Below are 20,410 nucleotides of genomic sequence, written 5' to 3'. Positions count from 1 at the left end.
ATATCTTATTCCTGCTGATGGCTTTTGTTGAACTGCATCAGGGTGTCCCTGTCTATGCCCAGGAGCTTCTCGATGGTATGGTTCTGTGAACTGTCCACCCGCCATACCTTTACGGAGCTGCTGTCGGACGAGTCCGTCGCTTCGCCGGCCGAGGATGTCCCGGAATAGGGCTTTTCTTCACCCTCTGCGGAGTCCCGGAATTCAAGCCGATAGGATAGCGTGATACGGCAGGACATGTTTTTGCCTCCGGGATGGGTCTCCATATCCTCCAGGGTACATTCGGGGGAGCCGATCAGGGAGACCTGGAGCCTGGAACTGTTGGAAAAAACCGAGAGATTCCCGTCCAATGGGATGGCTCTGATGAACGGGCTCCGGATGGCCTTTATGCCGTACTCATGCTTTTTTGACGTGCTTCTGAGCAGCAGGAAGAGGGTATACTCGCCATAAACCAGGCAGAATTTGCCTTCGGCCGTTTCGCATCCTATATGGCCTATGGCTGCCCTGACATGATGGATTTCGTATCCTTCGGACCGATACTGCAGGTTTACCGTATCGGTGATATCACAGGCAACGGTTGCCTTGTTCCTGGGCACAAAAATCCCCCTGCCTTGACCATTGGCTTATTCTATCTATACGCGCAAGACAGGGGGATTAGTATTTATTGATGATATGTGATAGGCCTGGCCAAAAACTTACATACCTTCAGCCATTAGATCCTGGCAACGCCGGTCCTTCTGGCGGCTTCGGCTACGGCTTCGGCTACAGCCGGACCAACGCGCTTGTCGAAAGGAGCGGGGATGATGTATTCCGGACACAGCTCTTCGTCGGAAACCAGGGATGCGATGGCCTTTGCTGCGGCGATCTTCATCTCATCATTGATATCGCTGGCCCGCACATCCAGAGCTCCACGGAAGATACCGGGGAAGGCCAGCACGTTGTTGATCTGGTTCGGGAAATCGGAGCGGCCTGTACCCACAACCTTGGCACCGGCAGCTAAAGCCGCATCGGGCATGATTTCAGGAATCGGATTGGCCATGGCAAAGATGATGGGATCCTTGGCCATGCTCCTGACCATGTCCTCATCCACCATACCGGGACCGGAAAGTCCGATGAAGACATCGGCGCCCTTGATAACATCCCGCAGGGTGCCCTTCTTCATTTCCAGGTTGGAGATCTCGGCCATCATGGCTTTTTCGGGGTTCAGATTGTCGCGGCCCTTGTAGATGGCGCCCTTCGTATCGCACAGGATGACCTTTTTCATGCCCATGCTCATCAGAAGCCTGGTTACGGCGATACCAGCCGCGCCGGAACCATTGACGACAACTTCAATGTCCTCGATATTCTTCTTGCAGATCTTCAGTGCGTTGAGCATGGCAGCCACTGTTACAATTGCCGTGCCATGCTGGTCATCATGAAATACAGGGATGTCCAGTTCTTCTCTCAGCCTGCGCTCTATCTCGAAGCAGCGGGGAGCGGAAATATCCTCCAGGTTGATTCCGCCAAAGCTGCCGGCGATCAGCTTGATGGTGTTGACAATGGTATCCACGTCCTTAGAACGGATGCAGAGCGGGAAGGCATCCACGTTTCCAAAGGTCTTGAAGAGGACGCATTTGCCCTCCATAACCGGCATGCCTGCTTCAGGCCCGATATCGCCAAGTCCCAGAACGGCCGTACCGTCTGTGATAACCGCAACAAGGTTCGAGCGACGGGTATAGATATAGGAATCGTCCACGTTCTTTTGGATCGCCAGACAGGGCTCAGCCACGCCCGGAGTGTAGGCGAGGGACAGATCTTCCTTGTTGTTGACGGGGGCACGGCTGATGATCTCTATTTTACCGCCCCATTCTTTGTGTTTTTGTAGAGAGCGTTCTCCGATTGTCATAGTGTTTCCTCCTGCGTTTTGTATTTTTTTTAACAATCTTATCATAGCACGACTGCCAACCGCTTTCAACAAAAGTCGGCGGAAAAAATTATTTTCCGCCGGCTATCTTCTCCAGTGTATCTTTTCTCATTTGCTCCCGGAATTCCTCCAGAAACGGGTCGCCCTTGACATAATCGTCGGCGTAAGTGAGATTGAGCTCATATTCCAGGGGGATCCATGTTTCCAGGGGGGCCTCGTTGTGCTGGATGACTGCCTCCAGCTTGTCAAGCGTTTTATACAGCCTGGCTTCACGGGTCTTCTGCTCTTCCATCTCGCGGAACAATGCTGCAAGTTCAGCTTTCAGATCGTCGTCCAGCATATCAAGTATCCGGCTGATCGCTAGTTTTTCGGTGTTCTCATCACTGCCGGTCTTTTCAAAGCTTGGGATATCACCGGTCAGGGCTTCGCCCAGATCATGGAACAGGCACATCCTGATAACCTTGTTCATATTGATGTCCGGAAACCTGTTCTTCAAAAGCCAGGCAAAGACACAGAGGCGCCAGCTGTGCTCCGCCACGCTTTCCTGCCTGCCGGTGGATGTCCATGAATGACGCAGTACCGATTTCAATTTTTCCGCCACGCCCAAAAAGTTCAGAATCTCTCTTGGTGTCATGATTCCTGCCTGCACCCCCCTGTTATCGGACCGTCGGCCAAAAGGCCGGTTCGCCGTTACGCCGCATACTTTTTTTATATTACCACAGATGTTTTCGGCTGTCTGTATCTGCCATCGAAAAAGCCGCAGCGGTGTTCATGGGGGGGACCGGAAATGCCCTTTGCGGCGGACAAGTTGGCCTATTCCCCTGCTTTGAGGATTTCATTAATCTTATCTCTCAGCATCCCCAGGTTGGTCAGATAATTGTTGCACAGGATGATGATCGCATTATCCTGCTTGGTATCCCGGTAAATGACCGATAAGAATCCGTTTAAGCTTCCCGAATGCCACATGATGTCCTCTGAAAAGTGGCTGATCATCCAGCCATAGCCGTAATTGCTCAGGTGGCGGGTGAACATTTTATTTCGGGATTTTTCAGACAAGAGCGTGGTGCCATCCAAAGCCTGAAGCCATTTGTACAGGTCCTGCACCGTTGATTCCAGACCACCGGCGGCATAGGCCACCGTCAAATTCATGGGGGTTGCTTTGCTGCCATCCCGGATATTGTCGTAGCCGACAGCCCGCCCCGGCAATGTTTCGTTTGGGGCATAGCCTGTATTCTCCATGCCCAGGGGTTTAATGATGTTTTCTGCCATAAAATCCCCATAGCTCATACCGGAGACCTGTTCGATAATATATCCCAACAGGGCATAGTTGGAATTGCTGTATGCGAATTTCTCCCCCGGATTGAACAAAAGGGGCTTGTCCTTAATCTGCGCGATAAGCACGGCGGGAGCATAGGCATGATCGCCGGTTTTGTCCACCAGGGATATGTAATCGGTAATGCCCGACGTGTGGGTGAGCAGGTGATGCAAGGCTATCCGATCGCCGTTTGCAAAGTCGGGAATGTATTTGCTGAGAGGGTCATCTGTTTTCAGGAGACCTCTTTCTTCAAGAAGCAGAATGGCTGCCGCTGTGAACTGTTTTGAGAGGGATGCTATTCTGAACACCGTATCCGGGCTGTTGGGCGTTTTTTCTTCGTAATTGGCCAGGCCATAGCCCTTGCTCAGAATGACCTGTCCCTTGTTGACCACGAGAACCGCGCCATTGAAGTTCTTTTCGGTACATAGCCGGTCTATCTGCCTTGCCATTTCCTTCTGAGCATATGTCATTGCCGTTGAACCGCATCCCCCAAGGAGCAGGATGGATAGGATCAACACCAGGATACCCTTGATTTTGTAAGTCATTGTGCCACATCCTTTACCGGAATCCCGAAGCGTTTATACTTGGCATATACCATCCTGTTCCTTTCTTTGAGCATGCCGGGCGAGCTTTATATAGCAAGGATAAGAACTTCATGGAGATTCCATAATATCATAATCATAGCATCGATGTGCATTTTAATCAACAGGAGTTTTTTTCTGGAAGAAAGGCAGGCCATTTCGGCCTGCCGTCCGGAAAGGTTTCGGTCATTTGCCTGTGGTTTCAACGGGAAGCGACCAGCTTATACAGGCGGTAGCCGCCCGAAAGGTTGTAAACCTCCCTGAATCCTTTCTGCATCAGGATGCGGGAGGCCACATAACTTCTGAATCCGACCTGGCAGAAAACATATACCGGCTTGTTTTTGTCCAGCTCGTCCAGGCGCTCCCTGAGGGAATCGAGAGGGATATTGACGGCATTCTTCAGGGTTCCCTTTTTAAATTCCGCTTCTGTCCGCACATCCAGAAGCGTAGCGCGGGAAGCGTCGAGCCCGTCCGCATCATGCCAATGGAAAATCCGCATGGTACCGTTCAGGATATTGGAAGCCACATACCCGGCTATGTTGACAGGATCCTTGGCCGAACCGAATGGGGGAGCATAGGCCAGTTCCAGGCCGGCCAGGTCCCGGACCGTCATCCTGGCCCGGATGGCTGTAGCCAGCACATCCATGCGTTTATCCACTCCCTGGTGGCCGACGATCTGGGCGCCCAGGATGGTCCCGGACTTTCTTTCAAACAGCAGCTTGATGGTCATGAAGGTTGCGCCGGGATAATATCCCGCATGGGAAGCGCTGTAGGTATAGGATTTTTCGTAGTCCACCCCAGCGGCCTTCAGTGCCCGTTCGCTGTTTCCGGTGACCGCCACGGTCATATCAAAGACCTTCAGGATGGCCGTGCCCTGGGTCCCGCCATAGGTGCTGTCAAGCCCGCAGATATTGTCGGCGGCGATCCGCGCCTGCTTGTTGGCCGGTGAGGCAAGGGGCACGAATACTTTTTTTCCTGTCACAAAATCCTTGACTTCTATGGCATCTCCCACGGCATAGATGGACGGGTCGGAGGTCTGCATGCGGTCATTGGTGACGATGCAGCCCCGCAGGCCTGTTTCCAGTCCGGCTTCCACGGCCAGTCGGCTGTCGGGGCGGACGCCCGCTGCCAGGATGACCATGTCGGCAGTCAGGTTTTCTCCGTCGCTTAAAGTCAGTTCGTAACCCCCGGCGGATTGCCGGATGGCCGTCAGGCCTTTGCCCAGGTAAAGGGAAATACCCTTACCCAGGATGTGATGATGGACCTCTGCGGCCATTTCGGCATCCAGCGGCGGGATCACATGATCGGCCATCTCGATGATGGACACCTCAAGTCCCAACTGGTGAAGATTTTCTGCCATTTCCATGCCCACGTAGCCGGCGCCCACAACAACGGCCCGGCGGGGATTGATTCTCTGAACATATTCCGTGATTTTAAAGGTATCCGGAATGGAGCGTAGGGTAAACACAGCGTCAAGCCGCGCCCAGTCAGGATTGGGCACCATGGGCTCCGCTCCGGGTGAAAGGATGAGCACATCATACGCTTCCTCATAGGTGTTTCCGGTATGATGGTCCTTAACGGTAACGGTTTTGTCCTGCCGGTTGATCCGGATAACCTCGCTCTTGACCCGGACATCCACATTGTAGCGCCGGGAAAAGGATTCGGGCGTTTGTAGCGTCAGCTTATCCTTGCTCCGGATCACGCCGCCTATGTAATAGGGAAGACCGCAATTGGCAAAGGAAATATGCTCGCCTTTTTCAAACATGACGATGCGGGCGTTTTCATCCAGCCTTCTGAGCCTTGCTGCGGCGGTTGCACCTCCCGCAACGCCGCCTACAATCACTATCTTCCTGCTCATGGGTACACTCCTCTCGCAGATGGAATGCATGGGGGAAAAGGGCGGTACAGCCTGGCGCGCATGCAGATAATCTGCAGAGCAGCAGCCGGCCTTCCGGGCCATGCGGTACTGCCTAAGCACATGATACAATGGATGGGCGGGCAGCCCCAGTGACAATGTTACAGTCAAATGCCCCGGCGGGATTGGCTGTGGGGCAGGAAAGGAATGGGGACAAATTTTCCTAGGGTTTGAGCAGCAGGATTTTCCCCCGGCTCAGGCTGACGATGCCCTTGCTCTCCAAATCTTTCAGCAGCCTGCTGACCACTTCGCGTGCGGTTCCCAGATCTGCGGCGATGGCCTCATGGGTGGCATAGAGGGGATAGACGCCACCGGCGGTCTTGGAGATGAGATAATCCTTCAAACGGTCGCTGGTGCGCTTGAAAGTCATGTTTTCGATGAGCCCCAGCACCGAGTAAAATTTCGCGGACATGGCGGAAAAGATGAATTTCTGGACCGGTAGGGACGCATAGAAAAGCTTTTTGAAAGTTTCTGCCGGGATCAGGACCACGGTGGCATCCTGTTCGGCAATGGCGGAAACGGGGAAAGGCACGTCCCCGACTCCCAAAAGGCAGGCCACCGTGAGCACGCAGGTTTCACCCCTGCCAATGCGGTATAGCGTGATTTCCCTTCCCTCCTCCGAGATCTTCAGGATTCGGATGACGCCCGACAAAATGAAAATAACTCCCGGGCAATGACGGTTTTCATCCATGAGAAAAGCGCCTGCATCGAAGCGGTGCAGACTGGCCGAATCGCGCAACAGGTTCATAGAATGCCCCAACTCCTCCACAAACGGAAAAGCCTTGCGCAGCTCGGCTAACGTCTTATCATCCAGCATATCCTATCACCCGCCGTTTGCCTGCCGTCAATATCTGCAGAAGTTCCTTACGGATAGTATAACATGAACGTGAATGGCTTTCACCTCGGGTAGACAGGTTCGGATGCGTGACCGAAGTGTGGCTAGAATTGAGTTGACAAAACAAATCACGTTTAATACACTGAATATACTGAGCCTATCCATAATTAAATGAACGATGGTAGTGATTCTTGGACTATGAAAATAATCATCATCGGCGATGGGAAAGTAGGTTACAGCTTGGCTGAGACCCTTTCCCGGGAAGATAATGATGTAGTCATTATTGATAAAAATGATGAGGCGCTCCAGAAGGCCAGAGAGAATCTGGACGTCATGTGCATAAAAGGGAACGGCGTCAATGCCGGCGTCATGATTGAAGCAGGTGTCAAGCAGGCGGACCTGGTCATTGCAGCTACATCCAGGGATGAACTGAACATGGTTTGTTGCCTTACCGCCAAAAGGCTTGGCGCCAAACATACGGTCGCTCGAATCAGAGACCCTGAATATGCCAATGAACTTTCGCTTCTGAAACATGAACTTGGTCTTGATCTTGTTATAAACCCCGAGCAAGCCGCTGCCGGTGAGATTGCACGGGTGCTTAGTTTTCCTTCGGCAGTCAATATAGAAGTTTTTGCGCGAGGCAGAGTAGAGATTGTAGAGATTCTGGCAGATGAAGACATGCCCATCATCGGGATGCAATTAAGAAACATCTCCAAAACTATTTCTTCGGATATCCTGGTCGGTGCTGTGATGAGAGGGGAAGAACTCCTCATCCCCAACGGTGATTATGAGATCCAAAAAGGCGATACCCTTTACATTGTTGGAAGCCCGTCCAGCGTATACAATTTCTGCAAACAAATCGGAAGATGTACACAAAAAATCAGGAATATCATGGTGATCGGAGGCGGCCTGATTGCTTATTATCTGGTCCAGTATATCAAGAAAACCGACATGAAAGCTAAGATTATCGAAAAAAATAAAGAGAGATGCATGGAACTCACCGAGCTGCTTCCTGACACGCTTATTATCCATGGAGATGGCACCGATGAGTCTTTACTCCTTTCTGAAAATCTTCGGGACATGGATGCCTTTATATGTTTGACAGGCAATGACGAAGAAAACCTGATGACGGCCTTCTCAGCCAAGCAATTGGGGGTGGGGAAGGTCATTGCCAAGGTGACCAGAAACAATTATCCCCAACTGGTTAAGAAAATGGACATAGATAACGTTATCAATCCCAAGCTGATCACAATCAACTATATTCTGCGCTATGTCCGCGGTATGAAGAATGCCATAGGCAACCCCGTTGAGACGCTTTACCGCATCATCAACGGCAAGGCGGAAGCGATAGAATTTATTGCAGGGGCTTCGACACGATTTCTCAATATACCTCTCAAAAAGCTTAAACTGGTAAAGAATACGCTGGTAGTGGCTATCGCAAGGAAAGGCCGGATAATTATACCTCACGGCGATGACGCGATTAAGTCAGGCGACAGCGTTATTGTGATAACCATGAACGGTGGTTTGACTGATTTGAATGATATATTAGCTCCTGGAGGGAAGCTTGAATGAATATCAGGCTGATCGTCAAGAACCTGGGATACGTGCTTATTATTGAGGCAGCAAGCATGCTGCCTTCATTGTTTGTGTCCCTGCTCAATAGGCAAGATGACTTCTCCTCGTTTTTAATCACCATTCTGTTACTGCTCGTATTAGGTACGGCGGCTTCACGGATAAATGTCGGCTATGAAAATTTATATACCAGGGACGCTTTTGCCTTAGTGGCTCTGAGCTGGCTGCTGATGTCAGCTTTTGGGGCGCTCCCTTTTTTTCTCAGCGGGGCTATCCCCAGATTCATTGATGCATTTTTTGAATGTGTTTCCGGTTTTACAACCACAGGCTCTACGATCCTGAATGATATTGAAAACCTTCCAAAGGGACTCCTGTTCTGGAGAAGCTTCACCCACTGGATCGGCGGAATGGGTGTGCTGGTGCTGACGCTGGCTGTCATGCCATCAACCAAGGCAGGTTCGCTTCATATCATGCAGGCGGAGAGCCCGGGACCTTTACCGGGAAAGCTGGTTCCTAAGATAGGGCAGACCGCTAAAATTCTTTATGCCATCTATCTAGCCATGACTTTGGTGCTGCTATTGCTGCTGCATATTGCCGGACTCCCAATCTATGATGCCTTCATCCATGCTTTCGGTACTGCCGGTACAGGTGGTTTTTCCAATATGAACGAGAGTGTGGGAGCGTATCATAATCTGGCGGTGGAAATCATTATCACTGTATTCATGTTGATGTTCGGAGTGAATCTTTCGCTGTATTACCAGGCGATTAAAGGTAATCCCAAGGCCTTCCTGCATAACGAGGAGTTCCTGTTCTATATGGGTACCGTGGTTATTTCCACCGTACTCATTATGTGCAATACCGTAGGGACGGTGTACCAAAATTTTGGGGAGGCCCTGAGACACGCATCCTTTCAGGTCAGTTCCATCATTACCACAACCGGCTATGCCACAGCAGACTTTAACCTCTGGCCTACATTTAGCAAGGTTATCCTGATCATCCTGATGTTTGTGGGGGCGTGCGCCGGATCAACAGGAGGCGCCATGAAATGCATCCGGATTCTCCTGTTGTTTAGGATTGCCAAGCGTGAAGTGGTCAAGATTATACATCCCAGATCAATTTATAGCGTGAAGATCGGGGGTAAAGTTGTTGATGAGGAAACCCAGATCGGCGTTTTGACGTACTTTTTCTTCTATCTGGTAGCTATCGCATGCTCCACCCTCGTCGTGACACTGGAGGGGAAAGACCTGGTAACATCCGTCACTGCGGTGATCAGTGCCATCGGAAATGTCGGGCCGGGTCTCGGGCTGGTAGGACCTATGGGTAATTTTTCAAGCTTTTCACTGCTGAGCAAAATCGTTTTATCGCTTGACATGATTGTCGGAAGGCTTGAAATCTTGCCTGTTCTGCTGATATTTTCGCCTTCATCCTGGAGACGGGCGAACATCTGATAACCATTAAGCATATTAAAACCCCGAACCTCAATAAAGTCGGGCTGAGATTCGGGGTAAACAGGAATTGGTTTTATATGTGGTAGGGACTACTTCAACAGCAGGCTTTTCAGCTCTTCCTTGGCCCGGAAACCAACAACCTTGGAGGTGGCTTTTCCGTTCTTGAAGGCGATGACGGTTGGAATGCTCATGACCCCGAACTGGGAGGCCAGCTCAGGCTCCTCGTCCACATTGATCTTCACAACCTTTGCCTGATCCTTCAACTCGCGGCCAAGCTCCTCGATCACCGGGCTGAGCATCCTGCATGGCCCGCACCAGGGAGCCCAGAAGTCAACCAGAACGGGTATGTCGGATTTCAGAACTTCCGCTTCAAAATTGGCTTTCGTAATATTCATAGGGATCATACTCCTTTCAAAAAACCTGTCATATGCTTTGGAATCTGTCAGGTTAATTTGAACTGTCTTTGTTAATAATATAATGCTGCTAGGATTAATTATACAGTAACAAAGTCACACTCACAACCAACAGGGCATCCCATTGCCAGCATAGCCGGGCAGCCGCATTTTGACCAGAGCATGGTTTCATGCGTCCGAACGATGTGGTATAATAGGTTCTCCGAATAGTTCGGGCATTAAAATGGGATTCGCCCGGCGATAAAGGACGGATTGCCGGTACACGGGCAAATGGAGGAACGACAGATGAAAAACATAAGGATCTTCGCAATCGTTGCACTGATTGTATTATTCATGACAGGAGGCTGCACATCCAAAATGGCACCAAGCGAGGAAGACAAGACCCAGAATCCCACCGGGACACCCGAGTCCACTGAAACAACCCAGCTGAAGTATATTGCCGGATACCAGCTCAGGGAGCCGAAGGCAGGGGATACCGTTGCGATCATGAAAACCAGCATGGGCGATATCAGGATCCTGCTGTTTCCCGAAGAAGCTCCCAAAGCGGTGGAAAACTTCGTAACCCATTCGAAGAACGGCTATTATGATAATGTGACCTTCCACAGGGTCATCGATGACTTCATGATCCAGGGCGGGGATCCGAAAGGCGATGGTACCGGTGGCGAAAGCATATGGGGTGAGCCTTTTGAGGATGAGTTTTCCCTGAACCTGCTCCATTACAGGGGCGCCTTGAGCATGGCCAATGCCGGACCAGACACCAATGGAAGCCAGTTCTTCATCGTCCAGAGGGACCAGATCACCGAAGGCGAAGTCAACGCCATGAAGGAAGCCGGTTATCCCGAGGATCTGATAGGGCTGTTTAAGAAACATGGGGGCACACCGGGGCTCAACTTTGTGCATACCGTGTTCGGTCAGGTTTACGAAGGCATGGATGTGGTGGACAAAATCGCTGCCGTGGAGACCGACGAGGCCGACAAGCCTTTGGAGAACGTGACGATTTACACCATTGAAATACAGGAGATCAAATAGCATTCAGGGGGTTGTATCAGGACTATCCTGAATTAAACTGAGTGAGGTTGGCATTGGACAAAAAGAGATTGTTCAGCGTCCTGTTTACGGTTTTGGGCGCCCTTTTGATATTGGATTCGGCTTTTACCTGGTATTATGTCAGGAATGTCAACCTGGGAATTGTGCTGCCCGGTCTGATCGGCCTGGTTCTGATTGCTGCTGCGTTCAAGATGGCATTCGTGGAAAGGCCCGTCTTGAAAAGCAAGCGGCTGAGAACGCTTTTGCGGGTGATTCTCATCGTATGCCTGGCCATCTTTGTTCTGGTTGAAGGTTTGATCATTGCCGACCCGCTGCTGCATCGTGCCGAACTGGCCGGTAAGGTGGATTACCTGCTTGTTCTGGGGTGCGGCATCTGGCCTGACGGCAGGCCCACCCTGTCCCTGATCAACCGGTTGGATGAGGCGGTAGCCTATTATCGTGCCAATCCCCATGTGACCATCATCGTATCGGGCGGGCAAGGAGCCGACGAGCCCATGCCTGAGGCGGATGCCATGGCGAAATACCTGATCGATGCGGGTATTCCCGAAGACGCCATCCTCAGGGAGACCCGCTCCACCAGCACCATGGAGAATTTCAGGTACAGTCGTGCCCTGATCGGGGCGGAGCCCGGGGAAACGGTCAGGCTGGTTTTTGTCACCAGCGATTTCCATGTGCTCAGGGCAAGGATCCTTGCCAAAAGGAACGGGTTTGAGGCCTATGCCATACCCGCTCCCACACCGTCGGTCATTGTGCTGAACAGTTATCTCAGGGAATTCTTCGCTTTCATCAAATCCATGCTGCTGGATCACTAGTGTGGCTATTCCTTATCCTTGCCCAGGAGAACGCCGATGACCTGGGGGTAGATCTCCTTGGCTTTGGCCTTCCAGTTGTTGCAGATGAGCCTGGCGTCATCCCTTGATCCTACCGACAGGCGAATATCGATGAGGGGCTTGAAATCCTCAACGATCTTGCATTTCACCTCATATTCGTTCTCATTCTCCAGGACGTACTCGGCGATGACCGAGGCTTCCTGCCTGACGGCGGGCCGGTTTGCCTCCGCAACCTCCCTGACCCTGGCCTGGATGCCGGCGGGGAGGATATTTTCAAACATCTCAAGGATTTTTTCGCCCTGGGCGGAAAGGGTGTAGTAGTCGAGGCTGTCCCGTGTTTCGCAGTTCACCAGCTTGTCCTTGATCAGCTCGTGCAATCCCTGCTGCAGCAGAAAATAGTTCATGAAACGGTTCTCCAGCATGATTCGGGTTAACTGCATGTTGCTGACGGGTATCCGGATGTGCTTGAGAAAATAGAGCAAAAGAACCTTGTTTTCCGCTTTCTCATAGCTCTCGTAATCCATGGCGCCAACTCCCCGTTTATGGTTTACATGCTTGGATTCTATCAGAGCTGTTATAAAAAGTGAAGTGTCTTTACACATCATTAGAGATACGGTTCACTGTTCTTGGACAAGGATTAAAAGCCTTTAGCAAAATGATTAAATATGCATTAAATTTTTGCTTTTTCACTTAAAAATCAGGGGATACCCATATATAATACCTATCGAATACGCAACAGCTTCCGGCTGTCCCGATATCTCATATAATAATATGTTGCCTGACAAGAACAGGGGGGAGCGCGTATGATTGAGTTTTTCATAGAGTTAATTGGTGAAATTGCTGATCTGTTCCTTGGGCTCTGGATAGATAATATCGGGCTAAAGCGTAAAAAAAGAAGCAATAAAGGCAGCGCGGTCTGAAACGGCGTTCAGGTCATGTCCGGCTTGTCACCCGGGGTGGTGTATTATATAATAGGTTTGTTCACAAAAGGATGGCCCGCCGTTTTTTGGAACGGGCATGGGATGGGCGCATTATCCAACCACAGAAATAACCGGCGCCTTGATTTTATTTCAGGGCTCTTGCGGGTCCCTGAATTCACAATAAAAAACATAGCAAGGGTGATAGAACACATGGCAGGAACCATTACGGAAAAAATTCTATCCAGGCACATCGTGGAAGGGGAGGCTGTTGCAGGGCAGGAAGTGGCCCTGAAAATCGACAATACGCTCACCCAGGACGCCACGGGAACCATGGCCTATCTCCAGTTCGAGGCCATAGGCATTGATCGCGTCAAAACCCAGTTCAGCGTCAGCTTTGTCGATCACAACACCTTGCAGACCGATTTCAGGAACGCGGACGATCACCTGTACCTTCAGAGCGTTGCCAAAAGGTACGGTCTTTATTTCTCCAGGCCGGGCAACGGCATCTGCCACCAGGTATTCCTGGAACGCTTCGCGCGTCCGGGTAATACACTTATCGGCTCTGACAGCCATACGCCTACTGCCGGCGGCATAGGCTGCTTTGCCATGGGTGCGGGCGGACTGGACGTGGCATGCGCCATGGCGGGCGCGCCATTCCGAATCAAGTATCCCAAAATTGTGGGCATCAAACTGACGGGTCGCCTCAACGACTGGGTTTCCGCAAAGGATGTTATCCTGGAAGTGCTGAGGCGCGTGGATGTTAAAGGCAATGTGGGCAAGGTTTTCGAATATTTTGGCGAGGGCGTGAAAACCCTGAGCGTTCCCGACCGGGCAACCATCACCAATATGGGAACCGAAACCGGCTGTACCACCAGCATCTTCCCCAGCGATGAGATCACCCGGGAATTCCTGAAAGCCCAGGGCAGGGAAGAGGACTGGCAGCTTCTGGTGCCCGATGAAGATGCGACCTACGATGAGGTCATCGAAATCAACCTGTCCGAGATTGAACCCATGGTGGCCCTTCCCCACAGCCCGGGCAATGTGAGAAGGGTGCGTGAAGTGGGCCCCATCAAGGTGGATCAGGTAGCCATCGGCTCCTGCACCAATTCATCCCTGAGGGATCTGATGATGGTGGCTGCCATCCTGGACGGAAAAACCGTCGCGGAGAACCTGCACCTGACCATCAGCCCCGGCTCAAGACAGGTGGTGGAACACCTGATTGCCGACGGCGGCTATGCCAGCATAGTCCGTGCCGGCGCCAGGATCATGGAAAACGCCTGCGGCGCTTGTATCGGCATGGGCTGCGCGCCGCGTTCCGAGGGCGTTTCGGTGAGAACCTTCAACCGCAATTTTGAGGGGCGCAGCGGCACAAAGGATGCCAAGGTGTACCTGGTAAGCCCTGAAACTGCGGCGGCCACAGCCATAACCGGCTATCTGACCGATCCGAGGGAACTGGGAGAAGCTCCCAAGTTCGAGCTGCCCAAGAAGTTCTTCGTTAACGACAATATGATCATCAAGCCCCTGCCCGAGGAAGAAGCCAAAAAGGTTGAGATTGTCAGGGGCCCCAACATCAGGCCGCTTCCGTCCTTTGAACCCCTTGGCGACAAGCTGGAAGGGAAGGCTTTGATCAAGGTGGGCGACAATATCACCACCGACCATATCATGCCTGCCGGTGCCAAGATCCTGCCCCTGCGCAGCAACATCCCGGAAATCTCCAAGCATGTGTTTGAAGCGGTGGATCCTTCCTTCTACGAGAAGGCCAGGTCCTACGGCGGCGGTTTCATCATCGGTGGTGAAAACTACGGCCAGGGCTCCAGCCGTGAGCATGCGGCGCTGGCGCCCAAGTACCTCGGCGTGAAGGCTGTTGTGGTCAAGTCCTTCGCCAGGATCCATCTGGCCAACCTGATCAACTTCGGTATTGTACCGCTGACCTTCAAAAATCCTGAGGATTACGACAGGATATCCGAGGGGGATGACCTGGAAATCGCCATCGGCGATCTCCTCGGTCCATGCAAGCTGACCAACAAAACCACCGGAGCGGTTATCGAGCTAGAGCATACTCTTTCGAAGCTGGATGCCGAAATCCTCAAAACAGGCGGAAAGCTTCCCTGGATAAAGAAGCAGTTCTGATTGGAGGTTAAAGAATGGCTAAAATCCTGATGAAAACCCCGCTGGTAGAGATGGACGGGGATGAGATGACCCGGGTCATCTGGGCATGGATAAAGGAAATCCTCATAGAGCCCTATATCGATCTGAAGACAGAATATTATGATCTTGGACTGAAGCACCGGGACGAGACCGACGACCAGGTGACCGTGGAATCGGCCCTGGCCACCAAAAAATACGGTGTTGCCGTCAAGTGCGCCACCATCACACCCAATGCGGAAAGGGTCAGGGAATACAACCTGAAGCAGATGTGGAAGAGCCCCAACGGCACCATCCGGGCTATCCTGGACGGCACCGTCTTCCGGGCGCCCATCCTCGTGAAAGGGATTGAGCCTTTTGTAAAGACCTGGAAGAAGCCCATTGTTATCGCCCGCCATGCCTACGGGGATATCTATAAAAATACCGAGATGCAGGTTGACAGGCCTGGTAAGGCCGAGCTGGTCTTCACCGATCGGGACGGCAACGTGACCCGCCAGGTCATCCATGATTTTAACGGACCCGGGGTGCTTATGGGTATGCACAACACCGAAGCCTCCATTAAAAGCTTTGCCCATGCTTGCTTCAGATATGCCCTGGACCAGAAGATGGACCTCTGGTTTGCCACCAAGGACACCATTTCAAAGAAATATGACCACCGGTTCAAGGATATCTTCCAGGAACTCTATGATTCTACATACCGTCGGCAGTTTGAGGAAGCGGGCATCACCTATTTCTATACCCTCATCGATGATGCGGTAGCCCGCGTGGTGCGCTCCGAGGGCGGCTTCATATGGGCATGCAAGAACTATGACGGCGATGTGATGTCCGACATGGTGGCCACCGCGTTCGGAAGCCTGGCCATGATGACATCGGTTCTGGTATCGCCGGAAGGGTACTATGAGTATGAAGCGGCCCATGGTACGGTGCAGCGGCATTTTTACAAGCACCTCAAGGGCGAGGAGACCTCCACCAACTCGGTGGCGACCCTGTTCGCCTGGACCGGTGCCCTCAGAAAGAGAGGCGAACTTGACGGGCTCAAGGATCTGATTGATTTCGCGGATAAACTTGAGCAAGCTACCAAGATGACCATAGAGGAAGGTGTGATGACCGGGGACCTGGCTGCCCTGTCCAGCCTGCCCCGGATCAGGAAGGTCAACACCAGGGATTTCCTGTTGGAGATTAAAACGCGCCTTGACAAGCTGCTTGGATAACGACGAGGTGGAAGTACCATGCATATCATCATCGCAGGGTGTGGCAAGGTGGGATCGGGCCTTGCCAGCAAGCTTTCCCGCGAAGGCTATGATGTGGCCGTCATCGACAGCGATGAATCCGCTTTTGAGAAGCTGGATGACGATTTTAGCGGACTTAGGGTGGTGGGTGTTCCCATTGACCAGGACATCCTCAAAAAGGCCGGTATCGATCAGGCGGATGCCCTGGCCGCGGTAACCCCGGATGACAACATGAACATCATGGTCAGCCAGGTGGCCAAGGATCTGTGCGGGATTCCGCGCGTAGTGGCAAGGATTTACAATCCGGCCCGGGAGGATATCTTCCACCAGTTCGGGCTGGAAACCATATGCCCCACCAACCTGACCGTGGAGACCATTGCGGCTTTCCTGACTGGTAAGCCTTTTGAAACCACCTGCACCATAGGATCAAACACGATTTCCTTCACCATAGAGGATGTGGATCCGGACCTGGTGGGAAGCCAGATTATCGATATCAGGCGGAAGGATGACCGGTTCATCTTCGGCATCCTGAAGGATGGCCGGTTCACCTTTGCCCATCCCTATACGGTGGTGGAAAAGGGCAGCAAGCTTGTCATTGCGGGAAAAGTGGATTAATACAATAAAAGCAGCCTTGTAAGGATGTTGCCATGAACGTATTCATTATCGGCGCAGGCAAGGTGGGATACTACCTTGTGAAAACCCTGCTGCCCAACAAACATAAGATTACGGTTATCGAGAAGAACCAGGAGTATTGCAGCAAGCTGGCCTCGGACCTGGAGGTGGCCGTGGTGCACGGCGACGGAACCGACATCAACCTGCTTTCAGAAGCCGGGGCCCAGCATGCCGATGTGTTTATTGCGGTAACGGGACAGGACCAGGACAACCTGATAGCCTGCCAGTTGGCCAAACGCAATTTCCATGTCCGCAGAACCATTGCCAGGGTCAATAATCCCAAGAACATTGCCGTGTTTGAAAAGCTGGGCGTGGATATTTCGGTTTCCAGCACTTCCATCATCGCCGAGATGATAGAAAAAGAGATCGACTTTTCCGCGGTAAAACGCTGGCAAAACTGAAACAGGGCGATCTCATGCTCAGCGAAGTTGTTGTTTCGAAGAAGTCCCAGGCCTGCGACAGAAAGATCATGGACATGAAGCTTCCGAAGGAAGCCATGATCATGTCGGTTATCCGGGGCAATGAGACCATTGTTCCCAACGGACAAACCGTGCTTAGGGAGAGGGATACCCTGTTCATCATCTGCAAGCAGTCCTGCCAGAAAGCCATCGTCGATTACTTCAGCTGACTGTGAACCATGTGCCATGCGGCTTGGCAGGACATGCGGGCGACTGGGAAATAAAGGGAAGGTTTTAAAGAGAAGAAACCGGCCTGCGGAAGCCGAGCTTTTGCTTTTACCGGGAATGGATGAAATTTCCGGGCGTTCATCAATGTGTTTGTTTTGGTTCGGAAGTTGGTAAAAAAAGAGAAAACGGATATGTTTTTTGCTTGATTAAGTGAGGGGGGTCCTATGCTGAAAGTGCTGATAGCGCTGATTGTTGGCGCTTCACTGATCGGCAGCCCGATAGCCCAGGTTAACAGCGAGTTTGACAATACCAGGGTTCCAGACGGCTCTGTGGGTGCCCGCTATGCGCCTGCGGCCGAAAAGAGAACCAAGACCCGCGTCCAGAAGAGTGAAGACACCTATGACTATGATCTGTTTGGGCGGAACTCTTTTGAGTATTTCCCTCTCCAGCTCGGAAACGGCAGTTACCAGGTCGTTATCTTTGAAAATATCCAGGGAACCAAGTACCGGGCGGTCAGGTCCCAGAACATCAAGGCAGAGATGGACAACCCGCTGAAGGTCTTTCTGGCTTCCATTCAGACGGTGAACTGGAATCAGGATATGGAAACCATCAAGAAGGCAAAGGAGCTTACTGCCGGACTTAAGACCGACAGGGAAAAGATCGGTGCCATTTACCGCTTTGTGGTTGAAAATCTCAGCTATGATTATGACAAGATCAACAACATCCCGACCACCTATGTACCGAACATCGATGAGATTCTCCGCGATGGCAAGGGGATTTGCTACGATTATTCCGCTGTCTTTGCCGCCATGCTGAGAAGCCAGGGCATACCCTGCAAGCTGATCAAGGGGTACTCCACAAACGTGAAAGGCTACCATGCCTGGAACGAGGTCTACCTGGCCGACGAGGATCGGTGGATGATCGTGGATACCACTTACGACTCGGTGGTGCTCAAGGGCGGGAAAAAAGTTGACATGGAAAAACCCGCTTCCCAATACACCAAGAGCAGGGAATACTAAGCCCATCATCTCTTTCTTGTCATGTTTGCTTTGCCATGGCCCGCGCAGCAGTATCGCACGCGGGTCTTTTTTCATATCGTTAACCGCATGTCAAGATCTTTCTCATGAGATTTTATGTCCAATTTCGCCATTATAGGTTGTTGGGGCGCCAGAAGCGGCGGGTTTCGTTGTCCTATATTTTTATGCAGGCCTCACCGTAATATTATTCACGGAATTGCAAGTATGGACATGCAATCTCCCAACTTGTGAAAAATGGAACAGTCTGTCTGGGCGGCTTTATGCAGACCACCAGATGCGTTGTTGGTTTTTGTGGACGGGTTCGAAAAATGCAGGCACAAGGATTTTTGCAATATCGCATGATGATAATTGCAAAATCTCTTGACGCATGCGTATTATTTTTATACAATAGTAAAAATCGAATATGGCGACAACAGCTATCTCACAAGGAGGTTGCTTTCATGCTTAAGGAGATAACCCAGGCTGAACTGGACAACTATTTTGACATCTGGGGGGAAGCGGCCGAAATCAAATGCAGGTTTATGCCTGGCGTTTACAGCAAATACAACGTCAAGAGAGGTCTGAGGAATGAAGACGGTTCGGGTGTGCTGGTCGGGCTCACCGAGATCGGTGAGGTCCATGCCTACGTGATAGACGAAAATGAGAAAATTCCGGTGGAAGGCCGGCTCATTTACCGGGGCATCGACATCTACGACCTGGTTGAAGGCTTTTTGTCCGAAGACCGGTTTGGCTTTGAGGAATGCGCCTATCTTCTTCTCCATGGCGATCTGCCCACGGAGAGGGAACTGGAGCAGTTCAGGAGCGTGCTGGCAGCGTACAGGAGCATCCCCGAGGACTTTGTGCGATCCAACATCCTCAATGTACCCAGCCGTGATCTGATGAACCAGTTGGCCCGGCTGGTGCTGATCTGGTACTCCTATGACGACAATCCGGATGATACCAGCGTGAAGAACCTGCTGAAGCAGAGCGTGAACCTGATCGCCAAGTTCCCGTTGATGGCTGCATACAGCTATCAGGCCAAGGCCCATTACCTCGACGGGAAGAGCCTTGTGATACATAAGCCCAGGCCGGAACTGAGCACGGCCGAAAACCTGCTGATGCTGCTGAGGGCATCGGGCGAGTATACGCCGCTGGAGGCAAAGGTTCTTGACCTGGCCCTCGTGCTGCATGCCGAGCACGGCGGCGGTAACAACTCCACCTTTGCGGCCCATGTTGTTTCATCCTCTGGAACCGACATCTACTCTTCGCTGGCGGCAGCCATCGGAAGCCTTAAGGGGCCCAAGCATGGCGGCGCCAACAGCAAGGTCATCGGCATGATGGAGGATCTTAAGCGTGAGGTCAAGGATTGGGGGAGCGATGCCCAGATCCGTGATTACCTGGCCAAAATCGTCAGAAAGGAAGCCTTCGACCGTTCCGGTCTGATCTACGGTATGGGCCATGCGGTGTATACCCTGTCGGATCCGCGATGCATCCTGCTGCGTGAGCAGGCTGAACAGCTTGCCTGCCAGAAAGGCAGAATGGAAGAGTTTGAACTGCATAAGCGGGTCGAAAGACTGGCTCCCGAGGTATTCAGGGAAATCAAGAAATCCGATAAACCCATGTGTGCCAATATCGACTTTTATTCCGGTTTTGTCTATAACATGCTGGACATACCTGTGGAAATGAATACGCCGATCTTCGCGATAGCCCGTGTGGTGGGCTGGTGTGCCCATATTATCGAGGAACATCTCAACGGCGGCAGGATCATCCGCCCGGCGTACAAAAACATCAAGAAACGCCAGGATTATGTCAGGCTGAAGGACAGGGGCCAGGATTCCCCGGTGTGATCCCGCCTCGAAATCCCGGCGCTTAACGCCTTTATTGCTGTCATTGAGAAAATGTAACAGAATTTTATTGTCGTTTTGGGCGGACAGGCACTATAATGA

The 20,410-nt window shown here is 51.8% G+C and carries 19 protein-coding genes; 11 read left to right on the top strand and 8 right to left on the bottom strand.

What is annotated here, in order from left to right; genetic code table 11:
• Positions 1 to 5 precede the first annotated feature (5 nt).
• From F3H12_RS00175 to F3H12_RS00150, 6 genes are all read right to left on the bottom strand, one after another.
• On the bottom strand, positions 6 to 593 hold the full coding sequence (locus F3H12_RS00175) for a hypothetical protein (protein ID WP_149677327.1): 588 nt from the start codon (positions 591 to 593) through the stop codon (positions 6 to 8).
• Positions 594 to 709: 116 nt separating this feature from the next.
• Entirely contained in the window at positions 710 to 1,882 is a 1,173-nt protein-coding gene (locus F3H12_RS00170) for an NAD(P)-dependent malic enzyme (RefSeq protein WP_149677326.1), read from the bottom strand.
• Positions 1,883 to 1,970: 88 nt separating this feature from the next.
• Complete coding sequence (locus F3H12_RS00165; protein WP_149677325.1) at positions 1,971 to 2,534, bottom strand: HD domain-containing protein; 564 nt, start codon at positions 2,532 to 2,534, stop codon at positions 1,971 to 1,973.
• Positions 2,535 to 2,713: 179 nt separating this feature from the next.
• Complete coding sequence (locus tag F3H12_RS00160) at positions 2,714 to 3,760, bottom strand: serine hydrolase domain-containing protein (protein ID WP_149677324.1); 1,047 nt, start codon at positions 3,758 to 3,760, stop codon at positions 2,714 to 2,716.
• Positions 3,761 to 3,998: 238 nt separating this feature from the next.
• Positions 3,999 to 5,654: an FAD-dependent oxidoreductase gene (locus tag F3H12_RS00155; protein ID WP_149677323.1), complete on the bottom strand. Its 1,656-nt coding sequence runs from the start codon at positions 5,652 to 5,654 to the stop codon at positions 3,999 to 4,001.
• Positions 5,655 to 5,874: 220 nt separating this feature from the next.
• Positions 5,875 to 6,528, bottom strand: a complete 654-nt coding sequence (locus F3H12_RS00150) for a Crp/Fnr family transcriptional regulator (RefSeq protein ID WP_149677322.1) — start codon at positions 6,526 to 6,528, stop codon at positions 5,875 to 5,877.
• Positions 6,529 to 6,744: 216 nt separating this feature from the next.
• Between F3H12_RS00150 and trkA the strand changes: the two genes are divergently transcribed.
• Together trkA and F3H12_RS00140 are read left to right on the top strand one after the other, a co-directional pair.
• The gene (trkA, locus tag F3H12_RS00145) at positions 6,745 to 8,118 is read left to right on the top strand and encodes a Trk system potassium transporter TrkA (protein ID WP_149677321.1); all 1,374 of its coding nucleotides are present in this window, start codon (positions 6,745 to 6,747) and stop codon (positions 8,116 to 8,118) included.
• On the top strand, positions 8,115 to 9,566 hold the full coding sequence (locus F3H12_RS00140; RefSeq protein WP_149677320.1) for a TrkH family potassium uptake protein: 1,452 nt from the start codon (positions 8,115 to 8,117) through the stop codon (positions 9,564 to 9,566). Before trkA ends, F3H12_RS00140 begins: the two co-directional genes overlap by 4 nt.
• Positions 9,567 to 9,655: 89 nt before the next feature.
• Here F3H12_RS00140 and trxA read toward each other — a convergent pair whose 3' ends face one another.
• Entirely contained in the window at positions 9,656 to 9,970 is a 315-nt protein-coding gene (gene trxA, locus F3H12_RS00135; RefSeq protein WP_149677319.1) for a thioredoxin, read from the bottom strand.
• 294 nt (positions 9,971 to 10,264) lie between these two features.
• Here trxA and F3H12_RS00130 point away from each other — a divergent pair, with 294 nt between their 5' ends.
• Positions 10,265 to 11,008 carry a peptidylprolyl isomerase gene (locus tag F3H12_RS00130; RefSeq protein ID WP_149677318.1) on the top strand — a complete coding sequence of 248 codons (744 nt, stop codon included), beginning with the start codon at positions 10,265 to 10,267 and terminating at the stop codon, positions 11,006 to 11,008.
• A gap of 53 nt (positions 11,009 to 11,061) precedes the next feature.
• Positions 11,062 to 11,838, top strand: a complete 777-nt coding sequence (locus F3H12_RS00125; protein WP_149677317.1) for a YdcF family protein — start codon at positions 11,062 to 11,064, stop codon at positions 11,836 to 11,838.
• 5 nt (positions 11,839 to 11,843) lie between these two features.
• On the opposite strand, the gene F3H12_RS00120 is transcribed toward F3H12_RS00125, so the two are convergent.
• Positions 11,844 to 12,380 (bottom strand): DUF4364 family protein, encoded by a 537-nt coding sequence (locus F3H12_RS00120; protein WP_188118282.1) that lies wholly within the window; start codon positions 12,378 to 12,380, stop codon positions 11,844 to 11,846.
• A 606-nt stretch (positions 12,381 to 12,986) separates the two neighbouring features.
• On the opposite strand from F3H12_RS00120, the gene F3H12_RS00115 reads away from it, so the two are divergent.
• The 7 genes from F3H12_RS00115 (at position 12,987) to F3H12_RS00090 (ending at position 20,311) form a co-directional block, all read left to right on the top strand.
• Positions 12,987 to 14,906 (top strand): aconitate hydratase, encoded by a 1,920-nt coding sequence (locus F3H12_RS00115; protein ID WP_149677315.1) that lies wholly within the window; start codon positions 12,987 to 12,989, stop codon positions 14,904 to 14,906.
• Positions 14,907 to 14,920: 14 nt separating this feature from the next.
• Positions 14,921 to 16,132, top strand: coding sequence for an NADP-dependent isocitrate dehydrogenase (locus F3H12_RS00110; RefSeq protein ID WP_149677314.1), 1,212 nt, complete (start codon positions 14,921 to 14,923; stop codon positions 16,130 to 16,132).
• 18 nt (positions 16,133 to 16,150) lie between these two features.
• Positions 16,151 to 16,765 carry a potassium channel family protein gene (locus F3H12_RS00105; RefSeq protein ID WP_149677313.1) on the top strand — a complete coding sequence of 205 codons (615 nt, stop codon included), beginning with the start codon at positions 16,151 to 16,153 and terminating at the stop codon, positions 16,763 to 16,765.
• 32 nt (positions 16,766 to 16,797) lie between these two features.
• Positions 16,798 to 17,223: a potassium channel family protein gene (locus F3H12_RS00100; protein WP_243133129.1), complete on the top strand. Its 426-nt coding sequence runs from the start codon at positions 16,798 to 16,800 to the stop codon at positions 17,221 to 17,223.
• A 14-nt stretch (positions 17,224 to 17,237) separates the two neighbouring features.
• Positions 17,238 to 17,450 carry a TrkA C-terminal domain-containing protein gene (locus F3H12_RS13410; RefSeq protein WP_243133128.1) on the top strand — a complete coding sequence of 71 codons (213 nt, stop codon included), beginning with the start codon at positions 17,238 to 17,240 and terminating at the stop codon, positions 17,448 to 17,450.
• Positions 17,451 to 17,672: 222 nt separating this feature from the next.
• Complete coding sequence (locus F3H12_RS00095; RefSeq protein WP_149677312.1) at positions 17,673 to 18,467, top strand: transglutaminase-like domain-containing protein; 795 nt, start codon at positions 17,673 to 17,675, stop codon at positions 18,465 to 18,467.
• A 458-nt stretch (positions 18,468 to 18,925) separates the two neighbouring features.
• The gene (locus F3H12_RS00090) at positions 18,926 to 20,311 is read left to right on the top strand and encodes a citrate/2-methylcitrate synthase (protein WP_149677311.1); all 1,386 of its coding nucleotides are present in this window, start codon (positions 18,926 to 18,928) and stop codon (positions 20,309 to 20,311) included.
• Positions 20,312 to 20,410 lie beyond the last annotated feature (99 nt).

Origin of the sequence: Thermoclostridium caenicola, assembly GCF_900142095.1 — a bacterium.
GTDB classification, from domain to species: domain Bacteria; phylum Bacillota; class Clostridia; order DSM-8532; family DSM-8532; genus Thermoclostridium_A; species Thermoclostridium_A caenicola.
Note: the sequence above shows the minus strand (reverse complement) of the source record. Positions and strands in the feature narration are given on the sequence as shown.